This is a genomic window from Phenylobacterium montanum (genome assembly GCF_018135625.1).
GTDB lineage: Bacteria > Pseudomonadota > Alphaproteobacteria > Caulobacterales > Caulobacteraceae > Poindextera > Poindextera montana.
This window is the reverse complement of the sequence record NZ_CP073078.1, coordinates 271,589-298,029: the sequence shown is the minus strand read 5'-3', so window position 1 is coordinate 298,029 and position 26,441 is coordinate 271,589. Positions and strand designations below refer to the sequence as shown.

Below are 26,441 nucleotides of genomic sequence, written 5' to 3'. Positions count from 1 at the left end.
ATTCTTGGTAAACGATGTATTGAACCCATCTCTATTGGTCGTCGTTAACATGACCGCAACCGAACCATGTAGAAATGGGGTCATGCACTGCGCCAATCCCACCGACGCCCTGACCGTGACGGGACTCGCCAAGCGCTATCCCAGCGGCGGCGGCGTCGACGATGTTCGCATGAGCGTGCGCCGCGGCGAGGTCACCGGCTTCATCGGCGTCAACGGCGCCGGCAAGAGCACCACCCTGCGCTGCGTGCTCGGCCTGCTCAGCCCCGACGCCGGCGATATCCGCCTGTTCGGCGCCCCGGCCGACAAGGAGGCCCGCCGCCGGGTCGGCTTCCTCCCGGAGGAGCGCGGCCTGTCGCCCCGCGATCGGGCCCGCGACGCCATCGCCTTCCACGCGCGCCTGAAGGGCCTGGGCCGGCGCGAGGCCCTGAAGGCCGCCGACCGGCTCCTTGAGCGGATCGGCCTTGGCCACCGGCGCCGGGCCCGCATCGGCGAACTGTCCAAGGGCAACGCCCAGCGCGTGCAGATTCTCTGCGCCCTGGCCCACGGCCCGGACCTGCTGATCCTGGACGAGCCACTCTCCGGCCTGGACCCTGTGGGCCAGAGCGATGTCCTGTCCCTGCTGGCCGAATTCCGCGCGGGCGGCGGGGCGATCCTGTTCTCCACCCACTCCATGGCCGCCGCCGAGCGCCTCAGCGACCAGGTGGTGATCCTGGCCGGCGGCCGCACCGTGTTCGAGGGCCCCCTGAACGAAGCTGCAGGCCAGGCCTCGCACGGCGCGGTGATCGTCACCTCGGACGAGGCCGCCCTGTTCGCCGCCGCCGCCGCCATCGGCGGCGATGTGCGGCCCATGTCCGCCGGCATGGGCGAGGCCGCGCGCTGGCGGGTCACCATGCCCCGGCAGGTCACCCACCCCGCCCTGATGCGCGCCCTGGCCGAATACGCCGTGCCAATCTTCGCCTTCGAGCCGATCAAGCCCGACCTGGAGAGCGCCTTCTGGGACCTCGCCGCCCCTCAGGCGCAAGCCGAGGTGCCCCGGAGCCGCGCCGCATGACCTCCGCCGCCTGGTTGATCGCGGGCCGCGAATTCCGCGCCTATGTGGCCACGGCCAGCTTCTGGATCGCGCTCGCGGTCGGGCCGCTAATCATGGGCGTAGGCATGATGGCGCTGGCGCACAAGCCGGCGCCCCCCGCCGCTTCCCAGACCCTGACCCTGTCCCGCGCCCCGGACGGCGTGGTCGAGGCCCGTTTCACCGACGGCTTCCCCATGGCCGCCCAGGCGCGCAACCAGCTGCTCGACATACTCAGGCGCGACACCCGCATCCGAGGCCCGATCCGGCTGGCGCCGCAACCGGCGGCCAAGCCCCTCGACGCCGGCGCGATCTCCCGCTTCGTGCTGGTGATGATGCTGTGGATGACCCTGGCCGGGTCGCTGGGCATGCTGCTGCAGGCCACGGTGCGCGAGCGGGCCAACAAGGCGCTGGAAAGCCTGCTGGCGGCCGCGAGCCCGGCGGAGATCGTCGGCGGCAAGCTGATCGGCATCGGCGGGGTGTCGGCGCTGGTGGTCGGCGCCTGGCTGGGCTCGACCCTGGCCTTCGGCGCGCTGCTCGGCGGTTCGGGCGGCATGGTCTCGGGCCTCCTAAAAGGCATGGACCAGCCGGTGCTGCTGCTGCGCGCGCTTGGCATCTACCTCGCCACCTTCGCCTTCTATGGCCTGACCACCGTCGCCATCGGCGCCCGCGCCCGCGACAGCGCCGACGCGCAGAACCTGGCTCGGCCGATGTTCGCCGTCCTGCTGGCGGTGTTTTTCGCAGCCCTGCTCTCGATCGGCGCCGCCTCGCCGCCGGCCTGGCTGACCTATGCGCCGCCGTTCACGCCGTTCATGCTGCTGCTGCATCCCCAGCCGGCGCCGACGGAACTCGCCGCGCTGGCGCTCCTGGCTTTGTCGACTGTCATCGCCGGCCGCCTCGCCATACGGGCAGTCACGCTGGACCCGTCGCCCGGCCGGTCCCCAAAGCGCCGTTCGGCCTGACGCCGCGGATCGCCGGGCCAAACGCCAATACTACCCGCTTCAGGCGATGTGACACGGTTCCGAGGTCGGATAACGACGGTCTCGCCAGTTGTCGTCGCTCGCCGTCCCAGATCGCAAACAGCCCAAGGTGGGTATCGCCTGCGAATGCTTGTGTGCCAATATGGTCCCATTTTTCCTAATATTTTTTAACATTATCCACGAACTTGGCACGAAGCCGCTTGGTGGTTGAATCTTAAAATGTTTCCCAATGAAGCCCGCATTCGTTAACCATCTATTTACGTTTACAAACCCCAACAACTATGGCTGATATTTACTTAAGGTGCAGAGATCGGGGGGGCGCCCTGAAACTCACCTTTTCATCGGCTCAGCAACGAGCCACGCGCAATCATGGTTCTTCAAGGAGACTGAGTATGTCGAAAATGGCTTCTTTCCTGAAAGACGAGTCCGGCGCCGCCGCCGCCGAGTATGTGCTGATCCTGGCTATCCTGGGTTCGGCCATCGTCGTGGCGATCACCAAGTTTGGCAACACCATCGCCACCGCCCTGAACAACGCCGGCACCGCGATCAGCGCCGTCAATTTCTGAGCGCTCAAAGCGTTCGAAACGTGCAGAAGTTGTCCAGTGGAGGCGTCGCCCGGCCAGACCGAGCGGCGCCTTTCTGGTCTAAAGGCGGCCCCTCTCGCCGCCCGACGAGCCGGTTCCGCCACTCGCCCATGGAGATTCGCATGCCGAAAGTGATTGCTTTCCTGAACGCCGAATCCGGCGCTGCGGCGGCCGAATACGTCCTGATCCTGGCCGTGCTCGGCGCAGCGACCGTGGCGGCGGTCACCAACTTCGGCGGGGACCTCAGCGACGCGCTGAACAGAGCCGCCGCGACACTCTCGAACTTCAGCTTCTAGGACCGATCACACCGTTCCGGCCCCTCCAGCGGCCTAGGCCGGCGGACATAGGCCTCAGGCCGAACCAGCTCGAAGAGCCGGAAATCAGTATACCTGCGTTTTTCAGCAACGACACAAAGTATATTCGTGGTCGTTCCGCGGCCTGGACACGGCGAACGCATGGCGGGCCAATCTTAACACCATGCAACGCTCACACCGGGAACATGACCTCGCTCGCTTACGCCGAACTTCGGCGTCCCCTGAAATCAAAAGAACTGCAGAGCCCTGCGGCCCGTTCGCGCGATCGACCGGCTCGAATTGGGTAATGGCTAATCTCTAACATTTTATAACATTACACGAATATGGTAACTTAGCCGCTTATCGGTTGAATTGAATGCGTTTTCTTTCCAAAAACATCGACTTTAACTATACATTTACGTTTACAAACGGCTAAGCCTGTGGATGATGCTTACTCAGGGTGTAGCGCACGGGGGGCGCCCTGCACTTCACCTTCCTGCTTTCACGCCGGCCATAAACCGGCCTGTCGTCAACTTTTAATGGAGATGAAGATGTCCAAGTTTGTTTCTTTCATGAAGGACGAATCCGGCGCCGCGGCGGCCGAATACGTGCTGATCCTCGCCATCCTGGGCTCGGCGATCGTCGTGGCGATCACCGCCTTCGGCAACACCATCGCCACCGCCCTGAACAGCGCCGGCACCGCGATCAGCGCCGTGAACTTCTAAGACTGGCGCCAAATCTCTGGCGAATACCTGGTCGTCCGGCCGCAAGCCGGGCGACCGGCCTCTCTTCAGGAATTGTTTATCACTACCGCCTGAATACTACCGTAGCGCGTTAACAACAGTTTGAGCTGCGGCTCGATTCGAGCCCTTCAGCAGAACGGACGGCCCGCGATGTCCCTTCGCACGATCGCCTCCTTCGCAATCGCGATCTTCCTCGGCCTGATAGCGGTCCTGATGGTCCGCGGGGTGCTGACCTCACAAAAAGGCGGCCAGAGCGGCGGCGCCGGCACAGCGCCGGTCGTGGTGGCGACCAAGCCGATCGATCGCGGCGTCGCCCTGAACCCGACCCTGCTGAGGGTGGTCAACTATCCCGCAGACGCGGTGCCGGAAGGCGCCTTCCAATCCCTCGACCAGCTGGTCGGCAAGACCGCCACGCCACGCACGGCGCTCCGGGCCATGGGGGCCAACGAGCCGGTGCTGGCGAGCAAGCTCACGGGCGCCGGCGCCAAGGTTAATCTGTCCGGCACGATCTCGCCCGGCATGCGGGCGGTCAGCCTGCGCTCGAACGACGTCACCGGCGTCGGCGGCTTCGTCCTGCCCGGCGACCGGGTCGACATCCTGGTGACGCGCACCGCAGGTACGGGCGACAAGGCTTCGAGCATCACCCAGGTCCTGGCGGAGAACGCCCTGGTGCTGGGCGTCGACCAGACCGCAGACCAGGCCAGCGACAAGCCGGTGGTGACCAAGTCGGTCACTGTCGAGGTCACGCCGGACCAGGCGCAGCGGATTTCGCTGGCCAGTTCGGTCGGCCAGGTCAGCCTGGACCTGCGGCAAGTGACCGACGGCGCGCCGGTGCAGCACCACGTGACCACCGTTTCCGACCTGGGCGAAACAGGCGAACATCACGCCGCGCCCGCGCATCGTATCCGTAAGGCCGGCCCGCCCTTGGGCCTGACCGAAGTCCATGTTGTCCGCGGCGTCGACTCTACCGCCTATTCCGTCGGGGTGAACTAGCGTTGGGCGGGGGCAAGTACGACGACAATCAAGATCAGCCGGCTTCAAAGCACGGCGGATTGAGGGGGAGCGAGATGATCAGCCACATCATCCATCAGAGATTTGCGGGCGCAGCCCTGGCCATTGGCCTGGCGCTGGGCGCCGCAGGCCCGGCCCTGGCCCAGACGGGCGCCGATGCGGCGTCACCGGCGGAGGTGAGCGTTTCGGCTGGCAAGTCCCAGGTCATCGAGCTGCCCGGCCCCTATGTGGACGCCATGATCGCCGATCCCAAGATCGCCGACGTGGTCCCACTCAGCAACCATTCGATCTATGTTGTCGGCAAGGCGATGGGCTCGACCGCCCTCACCGTCTACGGTCCGGGCAAGCGGCTGATCGCCTCGGCCAATGTGGTGGTCGACAGCGATGTCGGTAGCCTGAAGAACCGGCTGCACGAATTGCTGCCGAACGAGCATTCGATCTCGGTGCGTTCCGCCAACCAGTCGATCGTCCTCGCCGGCGTGGTTTCCAGCCCCGCCGCGGCGGCCCAGGCCGCCCTTCTCGCAGAGTCCTACGCCCCGCAGAAGGTAGTCAATCTCCTGGGGGTCGAGGGCACCCAGCAGGTCATGCTCTCGGTCCGCTTCGTCGAGATGAAGCGCACCATGGCCAAGGACCTGCAGGTCAATGTCGAGTCGGCGGCCCAGGCTGTCGGCCATAGCCCAGCCTTCTCCATCGGAACCGGCGACACGATCAACGGCAACACCAACATCCTGAACAATTTGTTCGGCCCCATGGCTGCCCGGATCGGCCGCGGCCAAGGCGGGCTGAACGTGATCTTCGACGCCCTGGAGAACAAGGGCCTGGTCAAGACACTGGCTGAGCCGGATCTGGTCGCCATGTCGGGCGACACCGCCAGCTTCCTCGCCGGCGGCGAATTCCCAATCCCGGTGGCGCAGAACGGCACCTGCTTGCCCGGATCCAACAATTGCTCCTCGACAATCACTGTCCAGTATAAGCCGTTCGGCGTGGCCCTGTCGTTCACCCCGACGATCCTGTCCGACGGCATGATCAACTTGGTGGTCAGCCCCGAAGTATCCGCCATCGACCCCTCGACTTCGATCGTCGTCGGTCCGATCCAGATCCCCGGCATCAAGGTTGACCGGGCCCACACGACGGTCGAGCTGCGCGACGGCGAATCCTTCACCATCGCCGGCCTGCTGGCTGAGAACTACCAGACCCAGATCCGCCAGTTTCCGTTCGTCGGGGACGTGCCGGTGCTGGGGGCCCTGTTCCGCTCCAACGGCTACAAGCGGGACGAGACCGAGTTGGTGGTGGTGGTCACTCCGCACTTGGTGACGGGGCGTCGCGGCCACATCGCCACGCCCGAGCAGAGCTTCGTACCGCCGTCCGACTTCGAGCTTTTCCTGTTCGGCCAGCAACAGGCCTCGGCCAACACGGTCAAGCCGGAAGAGCGCGCGCTGCTTTCGGCCGACCCGACCAAGGCCGGCGTCGATGGCCCCCACGGCCATGTCCTCTACTAGGGAGATTGTGATGACCCCGATCAGGACGATTGTGACAACGAGCCTGCTGGCTTGCGGCATCGCCGGCTGGTTTCAGAGTCAGAAAACCTTGAGCCCCGATCTCGGCGTGGCGGTCCGTCAGGACGTGGTGGCCCAGATCGCTGACCCGCAGGCTACCTATGGTCCGCCGCCGCCCGCGGACGGCATGCGCGCCAACCTCGCCCAAACCCGTTACAAGGCCGACAAGCCCGTGCAGTCCAATGCACAGGCCTCTGAATTCGGCGCCAAGTCTGGCGTCGGGCAGAGTTCGAGCGGCGGCAGTGGAGGTGGCGACAGCGGCGGGTCGAGCCTGGGAGGGCCGTAGGATGCAAGCCGGCCGCGCCACCCAGACCGGGCGTTTTACGGCCCTGTCGGGACGGGGCCGGCCCGCTGATCTGGCCTGGAACTTGCTGGACGAATGCCAGGCTGTTCCGGGGCCGAGGCGCTGGAACAAGGGAGCGCTGACGGGAACCCGCCGCGATGGTTGATCTGCCCAGACTGTTTCGTACATCCGGCTCGGGCCGCGCTGGGACCGCCGGCCCACACGCGGCCAAGGTGGCCATCGTGGAGGGCGCGATCGGCGGCGAGGCAAGGTTCGCCTCCATCGCGGCCCTGTTCCCGCACGTGCAGTTCGCATCCGCCGGACCCGTCTGGCCGGACCGGACCGACGCTCATCTCGATATCCTGATCGTCGCCGTCGACGCAGGCCGCGCCGACGAGATCGACACCGCGCTTCGCCGCCTGGCCACAGATCACGGCTCGACCCAGATCGTGATCGTGCTGCGCGACGCCGACGTGATGGTCACCCGCCAGCTCTTGCGCGCGGGCGCCGCGGACGTGCTGCCAGCCCCGCTCAGCGAGCCGACCCTGGCCATCGCCCTCGAGCGCCTGCTCGGCGGGGCTGCGGCAGCGGCCGGCCGTCGCCGCAAGGGTGAGGTGGTCGCGTTCCTGAAGGCCGGCGGCGGCGTCGGCGCCACATCCCTCTGCGTCCAGACCGGCGCCATGCTCGCTGCGAAAGGCCAGGGGCGGGTCTGCATCGCCGACCTCGATCTGCAATTCGGCTCAGCCGGCCTCTATCTCGACATGCCCGAGGCGGTGTCGGTGACCGACTGCCTAGCCGCCGGCCCCGGCCTGGCCGAAACGCCCTACGCAACGGCCCTCGGCGCCCATCGGACCGGCGTGCAACTTCTGTCCGCGCCGCGGGAGATCATTCCCCTCGAAACCATGGGCCCGGACCAGGCGGACAGCCTGATGACCGGCCTGCGGCGCGATTTCGCCCTGACCCTGGTGGATCTGCCCAGCGTGTGGACCGCCTGGACCAATCAAATCGTGCAGCAAGCCGACCGGATCGTGCTGGTCACCCAGCTGTCGGTGCCGCACATCCAGCAGGTCAAGCGGCAGCTCAGGATCCTGATATCTCAGCAACTGGACTCCAAGCCGCTGATCCTGGTCTGCAACAGCCTGTCGCCGGAACAGTCGGCCGCGGTCACCCTCAAGTCCGCGGAAAAAGCCTTGGGCCGCAGCTTCGACATGGTGATCCCGGAAGACCGCAAGCTGATGACCGCGACCATCAACCAGGGTGTCGAATTGACCGCCGTGCGCCGGGGAACGAAACTGGAAAAAGCGGTCGCCGAGTTCGCGTCCATGGTGGCCGCGGGCGCTCTTACGCGAGCCAAGTCATGAGTGGCGTGCTTTGGAAAGCCCCTGAAGGCGGCGTGTCGGCGCCGACCGTCGCGCCGATCGAAGGCGCCACCGCGCTGAAAGTGCGGATTCATCAGCGCTTGATCGAGCTTCTGAACCTGAGCCTGCTGGACAAGACCCCGCGCGACACCCTGCGCCTAGAGATCCGCGGCACGGTCAGCGCGCTGCTGGCCGACGAAAAGCGGATTCTCAGCCTCAGCCAGACCGACCGCCTGATCGAGGACGTGCTTGACGAACTCCTCGGCCTTGGGCCGCTCGAGCCCCTGCTGAAGGACGAGACGGTCAACGACATCCTGATCAACACCCACACGACCGTCTATGTCGAGCGTCAGGGCATCCTGGAAAAAACCAACGTCCAGTTCCAGGACACCAAGCACCTGGTGCGGATCATCAACAAGATCGTGGCGGCGGTCGGCCGGCGCGTGGACGAATCCCAGCCCATGGTCGACGCCCGCCTCGCGGACGGCAGCCGGGTCAACGCGATCATCCCGCCGCTGGCGATCGACGGCCCGCTGGTGTCGATCCGCAAGTTCTCCGCCGTGCCGATTCACGTCGGGCGGCTGATCGAGCTGGGCAGCGTCACAAAGGAGATGGCTGGCCTGTTCGAAGCCATGGTCAAGGCGCGGCGCAACATCCTCATCTCGGGCGGCACCGGCTCGGGCAAGACCACGCTGCTGAACGCCCTCTCCGCCTACATCGATCACCACGAACGCGTGGTCACGATCGAGGACTCGGCCGAACTTCAGTTGCAACAGCCGCACGTCGGTCGCCTCGAAACCCGGCCGCCGAACATCGAGGGCAAGGGCGAAGTGGTGCAGCGCGACCTGGTGCGCAACGCCCTGCGCATGCGCCCGGACCGCATCATCGTCGGCGAAGTCAGGTCCGGCGAAGCCTTCGACATGCTGCAGGCCATGAACACCGGCCACGACGGTTCGATGACCACCGTGCACGCCAACACCGCCCGGGACGCCCTCGCGCGCATCGAGCAGATGATCGGCATGGCCGGTCTGGAAATTTCGCCCCGCTCGGTGCGCCAGCAGATCGCCTCGGCCATCAACATCATCATCCAGGCCGAACGGATGGAAGACGGCCGCCGACGGGTCGTGTCGATCACCGAGGTCGTCGGCATGGAAGAGGATGTCATCACCATCCAGGAGATCTTCCGCTTCCGCCGCACCGGGCGCGCCGCCAACGGCGGGGAGGTGGTTGGACAGTTTGAGACCACCGGAGTCCGGCCGCGCTTCCTCGACAACCTGGCCGCGCGCGGTATCGCCGTTCCCGACATCACCTACACCGCTGGCCGCCGATCGAGCTGATCATGTTGGACGCCCTGCGACCCCTCATCTACGTCCTGACCCTGGTGGCGGTGGTCATCTTCGCCCAGACCGTCGGCGGCCTGCTGCTGTCGGCCAGGGATCGCCAGCAACGGGTCAATCGTCGTCTGACCATGCTCGACGCGGGCATGACCCACGATCAGGTCTATGCCGCCCTCGTGCGCAAGGCGCCGACCGCCAGGATGGCCGGCGAGCGCCTGGGCCAGTTCTACGAACAGGCAGAGACCTATCTGATGCAGGCGGGCCTTTCGATGACCCCCGTGCAGGTGCTGGCGATCGCCGGCGGCATCGCCGCCGTCCTGTGGCTGCTCTCGCTGAGCTTCGCTGGCGGCGGCACCTTGTCCGGCTTCATCCTCAACGGCAGCATCTCGCTCGTAGGGGCCTGCGTCGTTTCGGCCGCCGGCGTCTGGATGTGGGTCAGCGCCCGGCGCGCTGGCCGCATCAAGAAACTGGAAATGCAGCTGCCCAGCGCCCTCGACATCGTCAACCGGGCGGTCAGGGCCGGTCACCCGGTGATCTCCGCAGTACATCTCGCTTCCGAGGAGCTTGGCGACCCGGTCGGCTCCGAATTCGGCCTGATCGTCGACGAGACCACCTATGGCGTCGAATTCAAGGACGCCCTGGCGAATTTCGCCCGGCGCACCGGATCCTCGGACGGCCATTTCTTCGCCGTCTGCGTGAGTATTCAGTCGGAAACCGGCGGCAATCTCGCCGAGATCCTCGAGGGCCTGGCCTCGGTTATGCGCGGACGCCACACCCTGACCATGCGGGTGAAGGCCCTGGCCAGCGAAGGCCGCGCCTCTGCCATATTGCTGAGCGTGCTGCCGATCTTCGTCATCGGCGTCCAGCTCATGGCCCACCCGAAGGTCTATTCCGAAAAGTTCTCTGACCCGATCTTCTGGCCGGTCGTGGCCGCGACGGCGATCGCCTACATGTTCGGCTGGATGATGGTCCATCGCATCATCAACTTCAAATATTGAGGACGAGCCGATGACCAATCTTCTCGACCTCCTGATCGAAATTCTGGTCTTCGCGGCCGTGTTCGCCGGGGCGTTGCTGGCCGAGCGATCGCTGGGCGGCTTCCTGGCGGTCCGTCGCCGGATCGGCCAGGACGTGGCGGTGGTGACGCCCACCGCCTCTTCGGTGATCAAGAACCAGACCGTCAGCAACCGCTTCCTGCTGTGGGTCCAGTCCGCCACCGCATCCAAGGACGAGGCCGAGAGCAGTAAGCTGCGGCGAAATCTGTCCCTTGCGGGCTTTAACGACCCGGCGGCGCCCATCTGGTACACCATCTGCCGCTTCGGCCTGGCCCTCGGCATGCCGATCGGGCTGATGACGCTTCTTGGCCTGACCGGCCGACCTTTGGCGGGCATGCAGGCTATCGTAGTGCCGGTCGTGCTCTGCATGCTCGGTCTGGTCATGCCCGGTCTCTATGTCTCCGCCCGAGCCAGCAGCCGCAGGGCCGAGATGGAAAACGAATTTCCCGACGCGCTCGACCTTCTGGTGGTGTGCGTCGAGGCTGGCCTGGGCCTGGAGGCGGCCTTCATCCGGGTGGCCGGTGAGGTCAGCGAGTCCCACCCTAGAATCGCTCGTGAATTCGGCGCGCTGGCCGACGAGCTCAGCGCCGGCAAGAGCCGGGCGGACGCCTTGAGGGCGATGGCCGACCGGGTCGACGTCAGCAACGTCTCCTCGTTCGTGGCCCTGCTGATCCAGAGCGACACCCTGGGCGTCAGCGTCGCCCAGAGCCTTCGCACCTACTCCGTCGAGATGCGTGAAGCCCGCTTCCTCAAGGCCGAGGAAAAGGCGATGCGCATCCCGGTGTTGATGACGGTCCCGATCGTGGCCTGCTTCATGCCGGTCATTATTGTCGCCCTGTTGCTGCCGCCCGCCATCGACGTCGTCAGGACCCTGACGCCGGCGCTGAAAGGCGAAAACCCGCCGCCGGCCGCGCAAGCGCCGGCGCGCCGCTGAGGAGGCCCTCATGGCCAGGTTCCGCACGGTTCGCGTCGCAGCGCCTCTGCTGCTGATGGTCAGCCTCGGCGGGTGCGCCCATTTTCCGCACTTCGCGTCCTGGGCGCCGATCCGGCCGGCGGTTCCGACAAAGGACCACCTGATCGACCATCACGATGGCTACTACGCCGCCGCCCGGTCGGCGATCGAGCGCCGCGATTACGCGGCGGCCCTGGACCTGCTGCAGACCGCCCAGGAGGGGAAGTCCGACGACGTCCGGGTGCTGAATGCGTTCGGCGTGGTCTATGACAAGTTGGGCCGCTTCGACCTCAGCCAGCGCTACTACGCCCAGGCGCGCGCCCTGGACCCGTCCTCGACCATTCTCGCCAATAACCTCGCCTATTCCGCGGTCATGCAGGGCAGGATGGCTGCGCCGGCGCCGGCCCTGGCGTCCGCGCCGGCTGCCACCACGCGGCCGGTCACCTTCGCCAACGCTTCCCTGCCAGTTGAAGAGCCTGCCCGGCCCGTGGTTGTGCGTCTGGGCTTCGCGCAGGTGCAAACACAGGCGCAGGCCTCGGCTGTGACCTTGGCCGCCCTCCCCCGCCTTACGATCGCCGATGCGTCAGGCCGAAAGGATGGCGGCGAGAGCGTACGCGGCCGCCTGTCGGACCTGGGTTGGACCACCCCGGCCAGCGCCATGCCCCGCACGGCGCCCGTCGCACGCACCACTATCCGCTACCGTTCAGACCGCGCCCAGGCCGCACACGCCCTGGCCCGCACGCTTCCGAACGGCGCGCAATTGATCGATTGCGGCGCCACCTGTGATCAGTTCGAACTGGTGCTGGGCCAAGACGCTAAGCCTGCTCCGGCGAAGCCGAACGCGCCCCTGACCCTGAAAGGGCGCTGACATGCGTCTGTCCATGTTCGCCGCCGGCCTGGCGCTGGCGCTTTCGGCATCCCCGGTTCTCGCGGACAGCGCTGCTCACAAACCAAAGCCGGCGGCGGCGACGCTCGACCGGGCGGTCGCCGAAATCCAGCGGGCGCTGGACGAACAGCGCCTCATGGACGCCGGACGCCTGCTCGACGACGCCGCACTGGCCGGGGCCGACGACCCGCGGCTGATCCTGCTCGACGGCGAACTCGAACTGCAACGCGGACGGCTCAGCGACGCGCTTGGAGATTTCACCCAGGCGGCCAATTCGCCGGTTACGGCGGCCCGCGGGCTACAGGGCGAGGGTCTGGTCCTGTCTCTGACCGGCGCGTCGGAAAAGGCCCTGCCCATCCTGCAATCGGCCGTCGCCAAAGACCCGACAGCCTGGCGGGCCTGGAACGCGCTGGGAAGCGAATACGACGCCCGCGGGCAATGGGGCCAGGCCGAAGCGGCCTATCAGACCGCCCTCACCGCTTCGGGCGGCGCCGCCATCGTGCTCAACAACCGAGGCTATTCCCGATTGCTGCAACGGCGCAGGGAGGAGGCGGTCGCAGACCTTGTGGCCGCCCTGCGCAAGAAGCCGGACTTGGCCGAGGCGCGGACCAATCTGCGCCTCGCCCTGGCCATGGGCGGCGACTATGACGGCGCCCTTGCCGGCGGCTCCCCCGGCGATAAGGCGGCCCTGCTCAACAACGCCGGCTTCGCGGCCGCCATGCGGGGCGACTACCACACAGCCCTGGACCTTCTGAACCGCGCCATCGCCACCAAGAGCGAATACTATGAGCGCGCATCTGAGAATCTGAAGATCGTTCAAGCCCTCGCCGGCCCGGCGCAAGCCCAGCAGGCGCATGCCGCACCCTGATTTCCCCCACATCGCCGCGGCTGCAGGACTGACCGCGATCCTGGTCTGGGCCGCGGTGAGCGACATCATTGCCCGGCGTATTCCCAACGCCGCCGTCCTGCTCGTCATGGCGCTCTACGGGGTCTGGACGGTGATCGGCTCGGGCGCCGGCCTCGGCTCCGCCCTGGCGGCGGGCGGCATCGGCCTCGTGGCCGGCTTCGGCCTTTACGCCTTCAACATCATGGGCGCCGGGGACGTGAAGTTGTTCGCGGCGACCGCCCTCTTCACCGGCCTGAGCTACCTGCCCCTGTTCGCCCTCGCCACCGCGCTGAGCGGCGGCCTGATCGTCGTGGGCTCGATCATCGCCCGCCCGCAGCGTGCGGCCGTGATGCTGACGCTGAAGGGCAAGGGCGATTTCGGGCGTGGGGTTCCCTATGGCGTCGCCATCGCCATGGGCGGCGCGGCCGTGATCTGGGGCGCCCTTTTGGGCGTCGTCAGCCCCAACGCCCTTGCGGTCCTGGGATAGGCCGCGCCTCGACATCCTCCACAGATTGTGGTCTTGCGCGATCATGAGCTTTTCGACCTACGCCGCCCGAGGAAAGAACGCCGTCTGGCGTTACCTAGTCGCCGTGCCGCTGGCCATGTTGCTCAGCGTAGTGATCGGCGTGATTGTGCTGCTGCCGCTGACCCTGGCTCACCTTCTGCCGCCGGACTTCACCCAGCAGGCGCAGCATCCGACCAACCCCGGCGCTTTCTTCGCCTTCACCGGCGCCACCTTCGCCGCCTTCCTCGCCGGCTTCGCCAGCGCCGCCTGGCTGCTGCACCGGAAGAGTATCGGCGACCTTGTCGGCGACTGGCGCTGGAGCGCCTGGGCCAGAGGGTTCGGCCTCTGGGGCCTGCTGCTGCTGACGGGAAGCCTGATCGACTTCGTGGTCGCCCCGCGCGGCTTTTCCATCACCGCCAACAGCCAGACGCCGATGCTGGCCGCCGCCGCCGTCCCGGCGCTCATGGTGCAGACCTTCGCCGAAGAGTTCGTCTTCCGCGGATACGTAACCCAGGCCTTGCTGCTGGCGACGCGCCGGCCGGTCGTGACGGCGATCCTGAGCGGGCTTGTGTTCGGCTCGGTGCACATCCCCAACGGCTGGCCAGAGGCCGCCAATGCGGTGATCTTCGGCGTCGTCCTGGCCTTGATCGCCATTCGCACGGGCGGTCTCGCCTTCGGCTGGGGCATCCACCTGGTCAACAATCTCTATGGCGCCGTGGTGGTGGTCTCGGGCGGCGACGTCTTCCACGGCAGCCCGGGCCTCTTCACCCAGGCCACGCCGCATCTGATGTGGCTCGATGTCCTGGTCGCCACCGCCATGCTGGGACTGGTCGCGGCCCTGGTCTGGAGGGGTCGGATCGTCGGTCCCCCGCAGCCAGAGATGGTCTCTGCGTTCGATTGACCGTCAGCGGCCTTGGCGGCGGCATCATCGCCTCCATATCAGGCGGCGAAGCCAGTGCTCGCCCCCGAAGCGCAGGCCGCCTCCAGGGAGAGACCGCGCATGACCGCCTACCATCTGGCCCAGATCAATATCGGGACCCTCAAGGCGCCGATGGATGCGCCCGAGACGGCTGGGTTTGCGGAGAATCTGGAGCGGATCAACGCCCTGGCCGACAACCAGCCGGGCTTCGTCTGGCGCCTGGTCGGCGAGGCCGACAACGCCACCGACCTCAAATTCTTCGACGACCCCATGACCCTGCTCAACATGTCGGTCTGGACCGATCTCGAATCTCTGGCCGCCTTCGTCTATCGCACCGACCACCGCGACGTGATGCGCCGCCGGGCCGAGTGGTTCCACAGGATGGAACTCTACATGGTCCTGTGGTGGGTTCCGGCCGGCCATGTCCCGACGCCGCAGGAGGCCATAGCGCGGCTGGAGACCCTGCGCCGCCTGGGTCCATCGCCGGAAGCCTTCACCTTCAAGACGCCTTTCCCGCCGCCGGGCGAGGGTAAGGCCGTCGAACCCGTGCTGGACGAGTGCGCCTGAAACAGCATCGCGGGCCTGCCTGGCCCTGGCCTTGCAAGTCCCGGGGCGACTGACCTGGTCAGTCTCGTTTTGGGATCAGTGAGATGAACCGCCTTCCAGCCCCGATCGAATATGAGGAGATCGTCGTCCCGCGCCCCAGCTTCGCTGAATCGAAGCTGGCCATGGTGGTCGTGGGCGTGCTCGTCGGCCTGACCGGATTTGGCGGGGCCCTGGCGTTGGGCCTCTTCGGCTGACAGCCGCTGTCCGGCGATTCAACGCCGGGCATGGTCCGCCCTCGGCCAAGCCTGTAGGCTGCCGCCGCAGTTCAGCGCGGATCGTTCGATGACTCCCCAAGTCCCACCCCGGGATGTCCAGAAGGACCAGGCGACCCTCGCGCGCCTCGCCGAGACCCTGCGCGCCGGCCGGCATGAGGACGCCATCGACCAGGCCGAGGCGGCCCTGGCCGACGGGCTGATCCATCCCCTGCCCCTGCGCCTCGCCGCAACCCGTCGCCAGCGGGTCGGACGGTTCGACGAAGCCATCCACCTGTTCCGCTGGGCCGTGCGCCTGACGCCCGATGATCCCAACGGCTGGGCGGCGCTGTCCGCCTGCCTGTTCGCCGCGCGCCGGCCCGAGGCCGCGCTCGAAGCCAGCGCCGAGGCGCTGAAGCGTGCGCCGGACGAGCCGGCCCTGCTGTGCGGCCGGGCGCAGATCCTGCGCAGCCTCAGCCGCGTCGACCAGGCCGCCCTCTTGTTCCGCCGCGCACTGGCCATCCGGCCCGGCCTGCCCGAGGCCGCCATGGGCGTCGCGGTCCTGGCGGTCGAAGCGGGCGCCTGGGACGAGGCTGAAGCCGCCCGCCAGGCCCTTCGCGCCAGCACCGGCGAGGCGGCGCCGACCCTCTGGCTGTCGGCCAAGGTCGCGCTGGGCCGAGGCGAGGCGCAGGCCGCACGCGCCGCCATCGCCCAGTTGCTCGAAACCCGGGAGCTCAGCCCGGAACAGCGGGCCGAGGCGCTGCTGATGCAGAGCCAGGCCCTGGACGCCCTGGACCGCTGCCCAGAGGCTTTCCAGGCCGCGGCGCAGGGCAAGGCGATCCAGCGCCAGCTGTTCGCCGAGCGCGCCGCCGGGCGCGAGGCGGAGGTCGCCAAGCTGAAGCGCCTGGCCAGCTGGTTCGCCAAGGCCGACGCCGCGGCGTGGCGCCAGGCGCCGCCGGCCGGGGCGCCGGAAGCCGCCGGCCACGTGTTCCTGGTCGGCTTCCCGCGCTCGGGCACCACCCTTCTGGAGCAGGTCCTGGCCGGGCATCCGGACGTGGTGGCGCTGGAGGAGGCGCCGACCCTGGCCGCCCACTATGCCGAGTTCATGGTCGACGACGCTGGCCTTCAGCGCCTGGCCGCGCTGGACGCCGAGGCCGCCGCGCTATGGCGGGCGCGCTACTGGGCCGAGGTCCGGGCCATGGGCGCCGAGCCCGCCGGCAAGATCTTCGTCGACAAGGCGCCGGCCGGAACCCTGTACCTGCCGCTGGTGGCCAAGCTGTTCCCCCAGGCCAAGGCGCTGTTCGCCATTCGCGACCCGCGGGACGTGGTGCTGAGCTGCCTGCGCCAGGATTTCCAGCTCAACGCCATGACGTACGCCTTCACCACGCTGACGGAGACCGCCGCCTGCTACGACGCCTGTATGGGCCTGGCCGAGGTCTATCGGCGCCTTCTGCCCCTGCCCTGGCTGGATCTGCGCCACGAGGCCCTGGTCGAGGACTTCGACACCGTGCTGGCCGAGGTCGCGGCCTTCGTGGGCCTCGAGGTCACGCCAGCCATGGCCGATTTCGCCGCCACCGCCGCCCGCCGCCAGGTGCGCACGCCCAGCGCGACCCAAGTCCGCGCGGGCCTCAGCCGCCGCGGCCTCGGCCGCTGGCGCGCCTATGAGCGGGAGCTGGCGCCGGTCGCGGCGCCCCTGGCGCCATGGGTCTTGCGGTTCGGCTACGAATAGGCAGGCGGCTCGGGATAGGCGTCCAGCACCTCGCCCAGGGCGTCTTTCAAAGGCCCCAGCCAGGGCTCGAAATGACGCCACTGGTCGACGGCGTCGCTGAAGATAGGGCGGCGCACCTGCTCGGAACTCGGCGTCGCGACCGCCCGCGGATTTTCGAAGAAGCGAAGGCAGGCGGGTTCGAACGGCAGGCCGAGATCGTCCAGCAACGCCCTGACCTCCGCCTCGGTGTCGGCGACCAGCCGCTCGTAGACTACCCGATGGACCCGCCCCGGCAGCACGGCGTCATAGTGGGCCATCAGCTCGACATAGTCGGCGTAGTAGCGGCCGATGTCGGCGAGGCTGTAGGAGAAGTCCGAGCCGTGGGCGAAATGCTGCTTGAACACGGAGAAGCCGCAGCTGAGCGGATGGCGACGCACGTCCACGATCCTGGCCTGAGGCAGGACCATATGGATCAAGCCGATGTGCAGGAAGTTCCAAGGCGCCTTGTCGATGAAATGCGCCCGCCCCAGCCGGCGAAGCGGCTCTGCGCTGTCCAGGTAGCCGCGACCCAACGCCTCGACTTCGCTCGCCGTCAGGGTCTCCAGCACCTTGGGATAGGCGCCTGGGCTCGCCCGCCCGAGCCAGTCGGCAAGGCCCTGGATATCGCCGAGTTCCCGCGTAGCCTCGACCTGCGGATGACTGGCCAGGATCTGCTCCACCAGGGTGGAGCCCGAGCGCGGCAGGCCGATGATGAAGATCGGCGCCGGGTCCTGCGCGCCCCAGCCGGAGCGGGCCTCGAAGAAAGGCGGCGTGAACGCCCTCTTGGCCACGCGTACATATGAACGGGTCGCCTCCGGCAGATACGGGCGCAGGCTGCGCTGCAGGGCGTTGGCTTCGGCGTAGCGGGCGAAGGCGTCGGCGTAATGACGCTCGTCCTCCAGGGCCTTCCCGAGGCTGAACAGGATCTGGCTGCGGGGTTCTGCGGCGATGTCAGGCCGTGAGAGCTGTTTGTCCATGCTCTGGACCGCTGCGGCGTCGAAGCGATGGGTCTTGAGGTTGGCCAGGCCCCACCAGGCCTCGCCGCAGCCGGGAGCCAGGGCCAGGCAGCGCTCGTAAGCCGCCACGGCTTCCCGCGTGCGCCCCGAGGTGCGAAGGCCCGCGCCGTAGAGCAGCCAGGGATGGGGCTGGTCTGGAAAGACGCGAAGCAGACTGGCCATCAAGTCCGTCGCCGCCTCATGCTGGTCGAGCTCCGTCAAGGCCGCCGCCTTCATCATGGCGCTGCGATGATCGTGCGCATCCTGCGCCAGCAGGATGTCCAGTTCGACCAGGGCTTCCTGAAAGCGCCGCTCGCCGAACAGCACCAGGGCCAGGGCCTGCCTGGCCAGATGCAGGCCGGGCGCCTGCTTCAGGGCGCGGGTCAGGAGCTGCGCGGCGGGCTGGCCCTGGCCCTGCCGCCGCAGGCATTCGGCCATCAGGTGCAAAGCCGCCGGCCCATTCGGATCGCGCTGCAGCAGAGGGCGCAGCAAGCTCTGGGCGTCATTCGGCCGATCCGCCGCCAGGGCCTCGGCCGCGACCCGAAGCCTCGGATCGCGGATCATCGAGGCCAGGTGGCGGTCATAGGCCTCCCGCGCGTCCAGGAAGCGGTCGGAGACGAGGCGGATGTCGCCCAGGCGCCGCCAGGCGGCCGTCAGCGCCGGGTTCAAGGCCAGGGCGCGGACAAACCGCAGCTCGGCCTCAGCAGTCCGCCCGAGAGCGAACAGGCATTCCGCGCGTTCGGCCTGAATCGCCCAGTCATCCGGCAGCCGCACCGCCAGCGGATCCAGCCGCACCAGAGCGCCCGGCAGGTCGCTCCGCCGGCGCAGGGCCGCGGCCAGCAGCAGGCCGGCCCGCGGCTCTTCGGGGTCCATCGCGAGCAAGCTCCGCGCCAGCTGTTCCGCGGCGGCGGGATCGGACGCCAGCAGATCAAACCCCCGTCGGATACTGCTCGAGTCATCTGTCATTCAGACCGTCCTGCTGCGAACCGGCGGCGGGAATAGCCAAAGAAAAAGGCGGAGCGTTCGACCGCTCCGCCAGTTTGCCGTGCCTTGGGGATTTCGGCACGAGGAGATGTGTCGGAGGATCGAGATCCGGCCCGCCCGGACCGGATCTCGCCCCCCATGGCCCCGAAAGCGGGCCGTTCGCGCGCCCTCAGAATTTCGCGCGCAGACCGAAGAACAGCTGGGTGCCGTTGTCGTAGACGGCGCGCGGCTGGGTCTTGTTGGCGGCATAGTACTTGAGCAGCGGATCGGTGATGTTCTTGGCGTCCAAGGTCAGGGCCACGTTCGGCGTGACATTGACGTTCACCGAGGCGTCCAGCGTGCCGACGCCGTCCTCGTTCTCTTCGGCGCCACGGTCGAGGCCGACGAAGTAGTGCGAACGGTAGGTGTAGGCCAGGCGGGTGCTGATCCACTTGTTCTCGTAGTAGCCCACGAGGTTGTAGGTCACGCGAGAGGTGCCGACCAAGGCCGTGCCCTTGGCGTCTTCGGCGTCGACATAGGTGAAGTTGGCCTGCACGCCGAAGCCCATCGGCAGCGGTTGCTGCACCTGGAGTTCGATCCCCTTGACCTCGCCGGTCGTGTTGGCGGGAGACGTGATGGTGTAGGACCGATAGACCGGCGGACCGTTGTGACCGGTGAGCAGTTGGTCGATGTAGACGCCGGTCGAATTGCCGAAGGTCACGTAAGACGACAGATCGTCGTAGAACAGGCTGACGGCCGCGACGGCGGTCGGTTGATAATACCATTCCAACGCCGCGTCATACACGGCCGCCTTGATCGGCTTCAGGTTGGCGTTGCCGCCGTTGCCCGTCAGCGTCAGGTCGTTGAGCGAAACCGTGCCGCCCAGCGCGCTGTAGTCCGGGCGGGACATGGTTTCCGCCGCCGACAGGCGCAGCAGCAGGTTGCTGCGCAGGTCGAAGGTGAAGTTCACGCTGGGCAGGATGTCCAGATAGTCGTGCTGGACGTGGTTGAGGTAGTAGTTGCCGTAGGCCGAGGTCGTGATCAGCGGCGCGCCAGCGCTGAGTTGGCTGGGCGAGTTGACGTAGGCGTTTTCCTCTGTGTCGACGATACGGACGCCCACATTGCCGCGCCAGCCTTCGCCGCCGACCTTCGCCATGGCGTAGCCGGCGATGTCCCGCTCCTGCACCTTGAAGCTGCCCATCCAGTAGTAGTTCTGCGCCTGCCGGATGGATGAGATCGGGCCGTGCACGCCGTCCGTGATGCTGTTCAGCGCGTTTTCGACCGCTCCGGGATCACCGGCGATCGGGATCAGCAGCCCGGGAATGCCCAGTTCGCCCCCGCTGTAGCCGTGGCCATAGGTGGTCGGATTGACCGCCGAGAACGGCATGGTCGGCGAAGACCAGCACTGGCCGTTGGCCCCGAGGGTGCAGCCGCGGTCCCAACCGTCCACCTGGCGGGTGTGTTCGGCGGCGCGGACGCCGGCCAGCACCGCCTTGAACGGCCCGTGGGCGACTTCCCAGTCCGCGTCGACCTTGCCGTAGACTTCCTTGTCCTGAGACCGGAAGGTCTCGTTCCAGGCCCAGTCATTGGCGAGGCCGGCGGGGTTTTGCGGGTCGATGGACGGGTTGACCGCCCAGCCGTTGCCGGAGGCGGCGTAGGAAATCCCGGGGGCGCCGTCCGCTTCGAACGACGGCGACTGCGGCGTCTCGCCGAGGCCTTCGGTATAGCCGATCTGCCCTTTCAGGGTCAGCTTGTCGTTGACCGCATACTTGCCGTCGAGGTTGACGTAGTAGGTCTCAGATCCGGCGTGCGGGCGGATGATGTTGTCGACCACCAGGCCTTCGACCGATTTGCCGAAACTGTTCACGCCTGGCCAAGCAGCGGCGACCAGGGTGTTGTTGGCGACCGTATAGCTGGTCGGCGAGTTGCCGGTCAGGTTGCCGGCGCCGTTGTTGTAGGTCAGCTCACGGCTGCCCCAATACATGTAGTTGTAGTTGCGGTTGCTGGCGTCCAACTTCGAGTAGAAGCCGCTGAGATCGAGGCTGAACTTGTCGGTCGGCGCCCACTGAATGTGGCCGTCCAGGCCCTTACGCTCCTTCTCCTGGCGGAACAGGGTCGAACCGATCAGGGTCGGCGCCTGCACACCGATCAGGTCGGGGTGGTTCGCCCCGGCCAGCATGGTGCTGTCGATCGTCATGTAGCCCAGGGTCTCCTGGCCATGACGCTCGACGCTGCGTTCTTCGTAGAAGCCCTGCAGCAAGACCCCGAAGGTGCCGGCGTCGTTCTTCCAGTTGATCAGCCCGTTCACCTGGGGCTTGGTCTCGCCGGAGATGGTGTTGTAGGCGCCCTGCACCGAAAGCTCGGCCGAGAACGGCTTGTGGAAGTCGAGCGGCTTGCGGGTGATGACGTCGACCGCGCCGGCGACGCCACCCTCGAGCTGTTCAGCGCTCTGGGTCTTGTAGACCTCGACCGCCTGAACCACTTCGGACGGCACCAGATCGAAGCTGGTGCTGCGGCCGACCGTCTGGAACTGGTCGAGGATGAACCAGTCGCCGGTCGCGACAGCGTGGCCGTCGATCGTGACATTGGTCAGGCTGGCCGGCGTGCCGCGGATGGAGACACGGTCGTTTTCGTCGAAGCCGCCCTCGCCGCTCGCGGCGGACGAGATATTGACGCCGGGAATGCGCTGCAGGGCGTCGGCGACGTTCTTGTCGGGCAGTTTGCCGATGTCGGTGGCCGAGATCGCATCGACCTGGTTGTCCGAGTTCTTCTTGACCTCGATCGCCCGCTGCAGCGACTCGCGGATGCCGGTGACGACGATTTCGTCGATGGGCGAAGTCGCCGCAGCCGCCGCGAACGCGGGCGCCCCGGCGCAGATGATAGCGGCCGCGCTCGCCGATCCGATGAGCACACGCCTACGAATATTCATGGGTATCTCCCCCTCTGCGGCTCCACCAAATGGCGGCCGGCTCCCTCAAGCCCAATTCATTACCAGTAGGACCGGTTATGGCGCCTAGATGCGACCATTTGGTCCTTGCGAAGCGAGACTGTCACCAGACTGAGACAAATTGCAAGCCCAAAACTATGCCAATCTCACACCAATCAAAAATTGATATGCAAATGGTATTGTTGTGTGTCAGATACGCTTCACGCCGCCCAACGAGACCGGGCGCGCGGCGGGAGGGGTGAAGTTGGCTTCGATTTCCGATGTCATCGGCAGGCTCGACGAACAGGGGCGCGCGCCCCTGTATCAACAGCTGCGCCGCGCCCTGCGGGACGCCATCGCCGACAACCGGCTCGCCGCCGAGGAGGCCCTGCCGCCCGAGCGAATCCTGGCCGAACAGCTGGGGGTGTCGCGAATCACGGTGCGCAAGGCGCTGGACGCCCTGGTCAGCGAAGGCATGCTGACCCGCCGCCAGGGCGCCGGCACCTTTGTCGCCGCGCGCGTGGAAAAGAGCTTCTCCAAGCTGACGTCCTTCTCGGAGGACATGATCAGCCGCGGCCGCAAGCCCGAGAGCGCCTGGCTCAGCCGAGCCGCCGGCTCGGCCAATCCCGAAGAGTCGCTGGCCCTGGGGATCGGCCCCGGATCGCCGGTCTATCGCTTCAACCGCATCCGCTTCGCCGACGGCGAGCCCATGGCGCTGGAATATTCGACCGTGCCCGGCCCTTGCCTGCCCTCGGAATTCGCGGTCACCGAGTCGCTCTACGACGCGCTCGACATCCACAGCTCGCGCCCGGTGCGCGCCCTGCAGCGCCTGAGGGCGGTGCTTTTCACCGGCGAGAAGGCCAAGCTGCTGGGCGTCGCCGAGGGAGCGCCGGGCCTGTTCATCGAGCGGCGCGGCTTCGTGCGCGAGGGCCGGCCGGTGGAATTCACCCAATCCTATTATCGCGGCGACGCCTACGACTTCGTGGCCGAGCTGAACACCCAAGGCGCTTGAGGAGGCCGAACGGTTCGATGTCGCTGAGTACGTCCCATCCTTCTGGCCCTCCGCCGATGCTTTCCCGTCCCGCGCCTGCCAGAGAGACCGCCTGATGGAGTTCGTCCTGATCAACGGCCGGGTCCTGACCGACCGCGGGCTCGAGGACGGGCTGGCCGTGCGCGTGCAGGGCGGGCGAATCGCCGCCGTCGGCCCCCAGGCTGAAGTCGGCGCCGGCGCGCCGGCCCGCGACCTCGCAGGCGGCCTTTTGCTGCCCGGCTTCATCGACACCCAGGTCAATGGCGGCGGCGGGGTGCTGTTCAACGAGCAGCCGACGCCGGAAGGAATCGCCCGCATCGGCGCCGCGCACCGGCGATTCGGCACCACCGGCTTCCTGCCGACCCTGATCAGCGATGACCTTTCCACGGTGGAGCAGGCCATCGGCGCCACGCGCCAGGCCTTGGCCGCCCGCGCCCCCGGCGTGCTGGGCCTGCACATCGAAGGCCCGTTCCTCAATGCGCGCCGCAAGGGCATCCACGACGCCAGCAAGTTCCGCAGCCTGGATGACGCCGCCTTCGCCCTCCTGACCTCGCTGGGCGCCGGCCGCACCCTGGTCACCCTGGCCCCCGAAGCCAGCCCGGTGGAGATGATCCAGCGCCTGGCCGCCGCGGGCGTGGTCGTGGCCGCCGGTCACACCAACGCCACCTACGCCACGATGCGCAACGCCCTGGCCCACGGCCTGACCGGCTTCACCCACCTGTTCAACGCCATGTCGCCCCTGACCAGTCGCGAGCCGGGGGCGGTCGGGGCGGCGCTGGAGAGCCAGGAGGCCTGGGCCGGCGTCGTGGTCGACGGCAAGCACGTCGATCCGGTGGTGCTGCGCCTGGCCCTGCGCTGCCGGCCGGTCGCCAAGTTCATGCTGGTCACCGACGCCATGCCCTGTGTCGGCTCGGACCAGGCCAGCTTCATGCTGCAAGGCAAGCACATCAGCGTCCGCAACGGCGCCTGCTACGACGATCACGGCACCCTTGCCGGCTCCAATCTCGACATGGCGAGCGCCGTGCGCAACGCTGTGCGGATGCTGGGCCTCGACCTGCCGACCGCCGTACGCATGGCCAGCCAGAGCCCGGCCGAGTTCCTGGGCCTGGGCGGTGAGTTGGGCCGTATCGCCACGGGCTACCGCGCCGACCTGGTGCTGGCCGACGACGACCTGAACGTGATCGACACCTGGATCGACGGGCTGGATACCGGGGCGGCCGCCCATGGCTGAGTTGCGAACGGCCCTGGTTCTGGGCGCGTCGATCCTGGCTCTGTCGGCTTCAGCCGCCAGCGCTGCGCCTGCGTCCAGCCTGGTCCCCTTGCCGGCGAGCCAGGAGATCATCGACCAAGCATCGCCCGTGGCCATCGCCGAGGGCGCCCGAATCGAGACTCCTGCCGGCGACGCCGACGCCCGCGCCGCCGCGGACTATCTACGCGACCTGACCGAACGCACCCGTGGCCTGGGCCTGCGGGTCGCCTCTGCGGGGGCCTCGCCCGCTGTCGTCTTCCGGCGCGACCCCACTGTCGCCGGCGGCCCCGAGGCCTACGACCTCCGGGTCGAGAAGGGCCGCGTGACCATATCCGCCGCCGGCGGCGCAGGGCTGTTCTACGGCGCGGTCACCACCTGGCAGCTGATGACGCCCGACGCCGCCAAGGGTCCGGTAAGCATCCCGGCCCAACGCATCCACGACGCCCCGCGCTTTTCCTGGCGCGGGCTGATGATCGACTCGGCCCGCCACTACCAGTCGCCCGCCGAGATCGAGCACATGATCGACTGGATGGCGCTGCACAAGCTGAACGTGCTGCACTGGCACCTGACCGACGACCAGGGATGGCGGCTGGAGATCAAGAAGTATCCCCGGCTGACCGAGGTCGGCGGATGGCGCGTGCCCGCGGGCGCTGCGGCCCAGGCCGACATCGACCCGGCCACCGGCAAGCCGCGGCTGTACGGCGGGATCTACACCCAGGATCAGGTTCGCCGGATCGTCGCCTACGCCGCGGCCCGCCATGTGATGATCGTGCCCGAGATCGAGATGCCCGGCCACGCCCTGTCGGCGATCCTGGCCTATCCGCAACTCGGCTCGGACGGGCCGGCGCCGGCGGCGATCCAGAGCGACGCGGGGGTGTTCCCCTATCTCTACAATGTCGACGACAAGACCTTCGGCTTTTTGGGCGATGTCCTGACCGAGGTCATGGACCTGTTTCCTGGCCCCTTCATCCACGTGGGCGGCGACGAGGCGGTCAAGGACCAGTGGAAGGCCAATCCGGCGATCCAGGCCAGGATCAAGGCCCTGGGCCTGAAGGACGAGGACGCCCTGCAGAGCTGGTTCACCCACCGCATGGACGACTTCATCGTCGCCCATGGCCGGCGGCTGATCGGCTGGGACGAAATCCTGGAGGGCGGCCCCCTGCCCGCCTCGGCGACGGTGATGTCCTGGCACGGGGTAGACGGCGCGGTGACGGCGGCCAAGGCCGGGCATGATGCGGTCGTCAGCCCGGCGCCGGTGCTCTATTTCGACAACACCCAGGCGCGCCGACCCGACGAGCCGCCCGGGCGCGGCTATCTGGTGACGCTGAAGGACGTCTACGGCTTCGATCCGGCGCCGGCCGGGCTGAGCGACGATCAGCGGGCGCACATCCTGGGCCTGCAGGCCAACCTGTGGACGGAGCATATCCGCACCGACGACCGGCTGACCGCCATGGCCTTTCCCCGCGCCGCCGCGGTGGCCGAGGCCGGCTGGTCGCCTCAGGGCCGCCGCGATTGGCTGGGCTTCGCCGCCAGGATGCCGGTCCAGTTCGAGCGCTACCATGCCCTCGGCCTGCCCGCAGATCCTGCGGCGCTGGAGGTCGCGGTCGACCAGTCTCCCGGCGACGCCGTCGGCCAGGCGAGCGTGCGGCTGAGCACACAGCTCGGCCTCGGCCAGATCCGCTACACCACCGACGGCTCCGCGCCGTCGCCCTCCTCGCCGGCCTATGCCAGCCCGCTGACCGTGGTCCTGCCCTCGACGCTGAAGGCTGCAGCCTTCGCGGACGGCGCCCAGGTGTCGCCCACAGCTGAGTCCAAGCTCGACGCCCTGTCGGTGCTGCGCCGTACCAGCCAGCAACTGCAGTCCTGCAGCGGCAAGCTGGTGCTGAACCTGGAGGACGACGGCCCGCCGCGCGGCCCCAGGGCGCGCTTCATGGTCGACGTGATCAATCCTTGCTGGATCTATCCCGAGGTCGATCTCGGCGCGATCTCAAAGCTGACGGTCAGCGTCGGCCAGGTTCCGTTCAACTTCCAGCTCGGCGCGGATCGGGCCAAGATCCCCCTGCACGCGCCGGCCACGGCGAACGGCGAACTGGAGGTGAGGCTGGACAGATGCGATGCGCCGCCGATCGCGGTTCTGCCCCTGCCGCCGGCCCGGCCGGGCGTGGAGCTGAGCACCCTCAGCGCCGACCTGCCGAAGCTGAGCGGCCGCCACGCCCTCTGCCTCAGCTTCACCGCCAAGTCTCTGGACCCGATGTCGGTGATCGACTGGGTCCAGCTCGTCCCCGCCGCCTCGGCGAGCGCCAAGGCTGGAAGCTGATCC

Annotated in this window: 24 protein-coding genes; 22 read left to right on the top strand and 2 right to left on the bottom strand. The window is 67.7% G+C overall.

The features are described 5' to 3' along the window. Positions 1–82: 82 nt before the first annotated feature. The 19 genes from KCG34_RS01470 (at position 83) to KCG34_RS01380 (ending at position 16,940) form a co-directional block, all read left to right on the top strand. Complete coding sequence (locus KCG34_RS01470) at positions 83–1,051, top strand: ABC transporter ATP-binding protein (protein WP_211938639.1); 969 nt, start codon at positions 83–85, stop codon at positions 1,049–1,051. Next, positions 1,048–2,028, top strand: a complete 981-nt coding sequence (locus tag KCG34_RS01465; protein ID WP_211938638.1) for an ABC transporter permease — start codon at positions 1,048–1,050, stop codon at positions 2,026–2,028. Before KCG34_RS01470 ends, KCG34_RS01465 begins: the two co-directional genes overlap by 4 nt. Before the next feature lie 410 nt (positions 2,029–2,438). Next, entirely contained in the window at positions 2,439–2,612 is a 174-nt protein-coding gene (locus KCG34_RS01460) for a Flp family type IVb pilin (protein ID WP_211938637.1), read from the top strand. Positions 2,613–2,752: 140 nt separating this feature from the next. Beyond that, positions 2,753–2,926, top strand: coding sequence for a Flp family type IVb pilin (locus tag KCG34_RS01455; protein ID WP_211938636.1), 174 nt, complete (start codon positions 2,753–2,755; stop codon positions 2,924–2,926). A gap of 548 nt (positions 2,927–3,474) precedes the next feature. Further along, positions 3,475–3,648 carry a Flp family type IVb pilin gene (locus tag KCG34_RS01450; RefSeq protein WP_211938635.1) on the top strand — a complete coding sequence of 58 codons (174 nt, stop codon included), beginning with the start codon at positions 3,475–3,477 and terminating at the stop codon, positions 3,646–3,648. A 168-nt stretch (positions 3,649–3,816) separates the two neighbouring features. Further along, positions 3,817–4,659, top strand: coding sequence for a Flp pilus assembly protein CpaB (gene cpaB, locus KCG34_RS01445; RefSeq protein ID WP_211938634.1), 843 nt, complete (start codon positions 3,817–3,819; stop codon positions 4,657–4,659). A gap of 74 nt (positions 4,660–4,733) precedes the next feature. Beyond that, on the top strand, positions 4,734–6,176 hold the full coding sequence (locus KCG34_RS01440) for a type II and III secretion system protein family protein (protein ID WP_211938633.1): 1,443 nt from the start codon (positions 4,734–4,736) through the stop codon (positions 6,174–6,176). Positions 6,177–6,186: 10 nt separating this feature from the next. Then, positions 6,187–6,519 (top strand): hypothetical protein, encoded by a 333-nt coding sequence (locus KCG34_RS01435; RefSeq protein WP_211938632.1) that lies wholly within the window; start codon positions 6,187–6,189, stop codon positions 6,517–6,519. A gap of 155 nt (positions 6,520–6,674) precedes the next feature. Then, the gene (locus KCG34_RS01430; RefSeq protein ID WP_211938631.1) at positions 6,675–7,877 is read left to right on the top strand and encodes a CpaE/TadZ family protein; all 1,203 of its coding nucleotides are present in this window, start codon (positions 6,675–6,677) and stop codon (positions 7,875–7,877) included. Then, positions 7,874–9,211, top strand: coding sequence for a TadA family conjugal transfer-associated ATPase (locus KCG34_RS01425; protein WP_211938630.1), 1,338 nt, complete (start codon positions 7,874–7,876; stop codon positions 9,209–9,211). Before KCG34_RS01430 ends, KCG34_RS01425 begins: the two co-directional genes overlap by 4 nt. A 2-nt stretch (positions 9,212–9,213) precedes the next feature. Then, a complete protein-coding gene (locus KCG34_RS01420; protein WP_211938629.1) occupies positions 9,214–10,209 on the top strand; it encodes a type II secretion system F family protein in 996 nt (331 codons plus the stop codon). 10 nt (positions 10,210–10,219) lie between these two features. Further along, entirely contained in the window at positions 10,220–11,200 is a 981-nt protein-coding gene (locus tag KCG34_RS01415; protein WP_211938628.1) for a type II secretion system F family protein, read from the top strand. A gap of 10 nt (positions 11,201–11,210) precedes the next feature. After that, a complete protein-coding gene (locus KCG34_RS01410) occupies positions 11,211–12,086 on the top strand; it encodes a LytR C-terminal domain-containing protein (RefSeq protein WP_211938627.1) in 876 nt (291 codons plus the stop codon). 1 nt (position 12,087) lies between these two features. Then, positions 12,088–12,972 (top strand): tetratricopeptide repeat protein, encoded by an 885-nt coding sequence (locus tag KCG34_RS01405; RefSeq protein ID WP_211938626.1) that lies wholly within the window; start codon positions 12,088–12,090, stop codon positions 12,970–12,972. Beyond that, on the top strand, positions 12,959–13,477 hold the full coding sequence (locus KCG34_RS01400; RefSeq protein WP_211938625.1) for an A24 family peptidase: 519 nt from the start codon (positions 12,959–12,961) through the stop codon (positions 13,475–13,477). Before KCG34_RS01405 ends, KCG34_RS01400 begins: the two co-directional genes overlap by 14 nt. 43 nt (positions 13,478–13,520) lie before the next feature. Further along, positions 13,521–14,396, top strand: a complete 876-nt coding sequence (locus KCG34_RS01395; RefSeq protein WP_211938624.1) for a CPBP family intramembrane glutamic endopeptidase — start codon at positions 13,521–13,523, stop codon at positions 14,394–14,396. A 99-nt stretch (positions 14,397–14,495) separates the two neighbouring features. Further along, positions 14,496–14,981 (top strand): DUF3291 domain-containing protein, encoded by a 486-nt coding sequence (locus KCG34_RS01390; protein WP_211938623.1) that lies wholly within the window; start codon positions 14,496–14,498, stop codon positions 14,979–14,981. Positions 14,982–15,064: 83 nt separating this feature from the next. Continuing rightward, complete coding sequence (locus tag KCG34_RS01385; RefSeq protein ID WP_211938622.1) at positions 15,065–15,214, top strand: hypothetical protein; 150 nt, start codon at positions 15,065–15,067, stop codon at positions 15,212–15,214. 88 nt (positions 15,215–15,302) lie between these two features. Continuing rightward, the gene (locus tag KCG34_RS01380; protein WP_211938621.1) at positions 15,303–16,940 is read left to right on the top strand and encodes a tetratricopeptide repeat-containing sulfotransferase family protein; all 1,638 of its coding nucleotides are present in this window, start codon (positions 15,303–15,305) and stop codon (positions 16,938–16,940) included. Here KCG34_RS01380 and KCG34_RS01375 read toward each other — a convergent pair. Together KCG34_RS01375 and KCG34_RS01370 are read right to left on the bottom strand one after the other, a co-directional pair. Further along, positions 16,931–18,826: a tetratricopeptide repeat-containing sulfotransferase family protein gene (locus KCG34_RS01375; RefSeq protein ID WP_211938620.1), complete on the bottom strand. Its 1,896-nt coding sequence runs from the start codon at positions 18,824–18,826 to the stop codon at positions 16,931–16,933. The two genes, KCG34_RS01380 and KCG34_RS01375, sit on opposite strands and share 10 nt — an antisense overlap. A gap of 280 nt (positions 18,827–19,106) precedes the next feature. After that, a complete protein-coding gene (locus KCG34_RS01370; RefSeq protein ID WP_211938619.1) occupies positions 19,107–21,845 on the bottom strand; it encodes a TonB-dependent receptor in 2,739 nt (912 codons plus the stop codon). 262 nt (positions 21,846–22,107) lie between these two features. Between KCG34_RS01370 and KCG34_RS01365 the strand changes: the two genes are divergently transcribed. The 3 genes from KCG34_RS01365 to KCG34_RS01355 all read left to right on the top strand — a co-directional run bounded on the left by KCG34_RS01365 (position 22,108) and on the right by KCG34_RS01355 (position 26,438). Then, complete coding sequence (locus tag KCG34_RS01365) at positions 22,108–22,854, top strand: GntR family transcriptional regulator (RefSeq protein WP_211938618.1); 747 nt, start codon at positions 22,108–22,110, stop codon at positions 22,852–22,854. A 94-nt stretch (positions 22,855–22,948) separates the two neighbouring features. After that, on the top strand, positions 22,949–24,103 hold the full coding sequence (gene nagA, locus KCG34_RS01360) for an N-acetylglucosamine-6-phosphate deacetylase (RefSeq protein ID WP_211938617.1): 1,155 nt from the start codon (positions 22,949–22,951) through the stop codon (positions 24,101–24,103). Further along, positions 24,096–26,438 (top strand): family 20 glycosylhydrolase, encoded by a 2,343-nt coding sequence (locus KCG34_RS01355; RefSeq protein ID WP_211938616.1) that lies wholly within the window; start codon positions 24,096–24,098, stop codon positions 26,436–26,438. Before nagA ends, KCG34_RS01355 begins: the two co-directional genes overlap by 8 nt. The last annotated feature ends 3 nt before the right edge of the window (positions 26,439–26,441 follow it).

Excerpts from the sequence above, each read along its gene's own strand:
- KCG34_RS01440 (WP_211938633.1), top strand. The coding sequence starts at position 4,734 with ATGATCAGCCACATCATCCATCAGAGATTTGCGGGCGCAGCCCTGGCC.
- nagA (WP_211938617.1), top strand. The coding sequence starts at position 22,949 with ATGGAGTTCGTCCTGATCAACGGCCGGGTCCTGACCGACCGCGGGCTC.
- KCG34_RS01395 (WP_211938624.1), top strand. The coding sequence starts at position 13,521 with ATGAGCTTTTCGACCTACGCCGCCCGAGGAAAGAACGCCGTCTGGCGT.
- cpaB (WP_211938634.1), top strand. The coding sequence starts at position 3,817 with ATGTCCCTTCGCACGATCGCCTCCTTCGCAATCGCGATCTTCCTCGGC.
- KCG34_RS01375 (WP_211938620.1), bottom strand. The coding sequence starts at position 18,826 with ATGGACCCCGAAGAGCCGCGGGCCGGCCTGCTGCTGGCCGCGGCCCTG.
- KCG34_RS01425 (WP_211938630.1), top strand. The coding sequence starts at position 7,874 with ATGAGTGGCGTGCTTTGGAAAGCCCCTGAAGGCGGCGTGTCGGCGCCG.
- KCG34_RS01450 (WP_211938635.1), top strand. The coding sequence starts at position 3,475 with ATGTCCAAGTTTGTTTCTTTCATGAAGGACGAATCCGGCGCCGCGGCG.
- KCG34_RS01430 (WP_211938631.1), top strand. The coding sequence starts at position 6,675 with ATGGTTGATCTGCCCAGACTGTTTCGTACATCCGGCTCGGGCCGCGCT.
- KCG34_RS01460 (WP_211938637.1), top strand. The coding sequence starts at position 2,439 with ATGTCGAAAATGGCTTCTTTCCTGAAAGACGAGTCCGGCGCCGCCGCC.
- KCG34_RS01385 (WP_211938622.1), top strand. The coding sequence starts at position 15,065 with ATGAACCGCCTTCCAGCCCCGATCGAATATGAGGAGATCGTCGTCCCG.
- KCG34_RS01465 (WP_211938638.1), top strand. The coding sequence starts at position 1,048 with ATGACCTCCGCCGCCTGGTTGATCGCGGGCCGCGAATTCCGCGCCTAT.
- KCG34_RS01405 (WP_211938626.1), top strand. The coding sequence starts at position 12,088 with ATGCGTCTGTCCATGTTCGCCGCCGGCCTGGCGCTGGCGCTTTCGGCA.
- KCG34_RS01380 (WP_211938621.1), top strand. The coding sequence starts at position 15,303 with ATGACTCCCCAAGTCCCACCCCGGGATGTCCAGAAGGACCAGGCGACC.
- KCG34_RS01390 (WP_211938623.1), top strand. The coding sequence starts at position 14,496 with ATGACCGCCTACCATCTGGCCCAGATCAATATCGGGACCCTCAAGGCG.
- KCG34_RS01435 (WP_211938632.1), top strand. The coding sequence starts at position 6,187 with ATGACCCCGATCAGGACGATTGTGACAACGAGCCTGCTGGCTTGCGGC.
- KCG34_RS01400 (WP_211938625.1), top strand. The coding sequence starts at position 12,959 with ATGCCGCACCCTGATTTCCCCCACATCGCCGCGGCTGCAGGACTGACC.
- KCG34_RS01370 (WP_211938619.1), bottom strand. The coding sequence starts at position 21,845 with ATGAATATTCGTAGGCGTGTGCTCATCGGATCGGCGAGCGCGGCCGCT.
- KCG34_RS01470 (WP_211938639.1), top strand. The coding sequence starts at position 83 with ATGCACTGCGCCAATCCCACCGACGCCCTGACCGTGACGGGACTCGCC.
- KCG34_RS01355 (WP_211938616.1), top strand. The coding sequence starts at position 24,096 with ATGGCTGAGTTGCGAACGGCCCTGGTTCTGGGCGCGTCGATCCTGGCT.
- KCG34_RS01410 (WP_211938627.1), top strand. The coding sequence starts at position 11,211 with ATGGCCAGGTTCCGCACGGTTCGCGTCGCAGCGCCTCTGCTGCTGATG.
- KCG34_RS01415 (WP_211938628.1), top strand. The coding sequence starts at position 10,220 with ATGACCAATCTTCTCGACCTCCTGATCGAAATTCTGGTCTTCGCGGCC.
- KCG34_RS01420 (WP_211938629.1), top strand. The coding sequence starts at position 9,214 with ATGTTGGACGCCCTGCGACCCCTCATCTACGTCCTGACCCTGGTGGCG.
- KCG34_RS01455 (WP_211938636.1), top strand. The coding sequence starts at position 2,753 with ATGCCGAAAGTGATTGCTTTCCTGAACGCCGAATCCGGCGCTGCGGCG.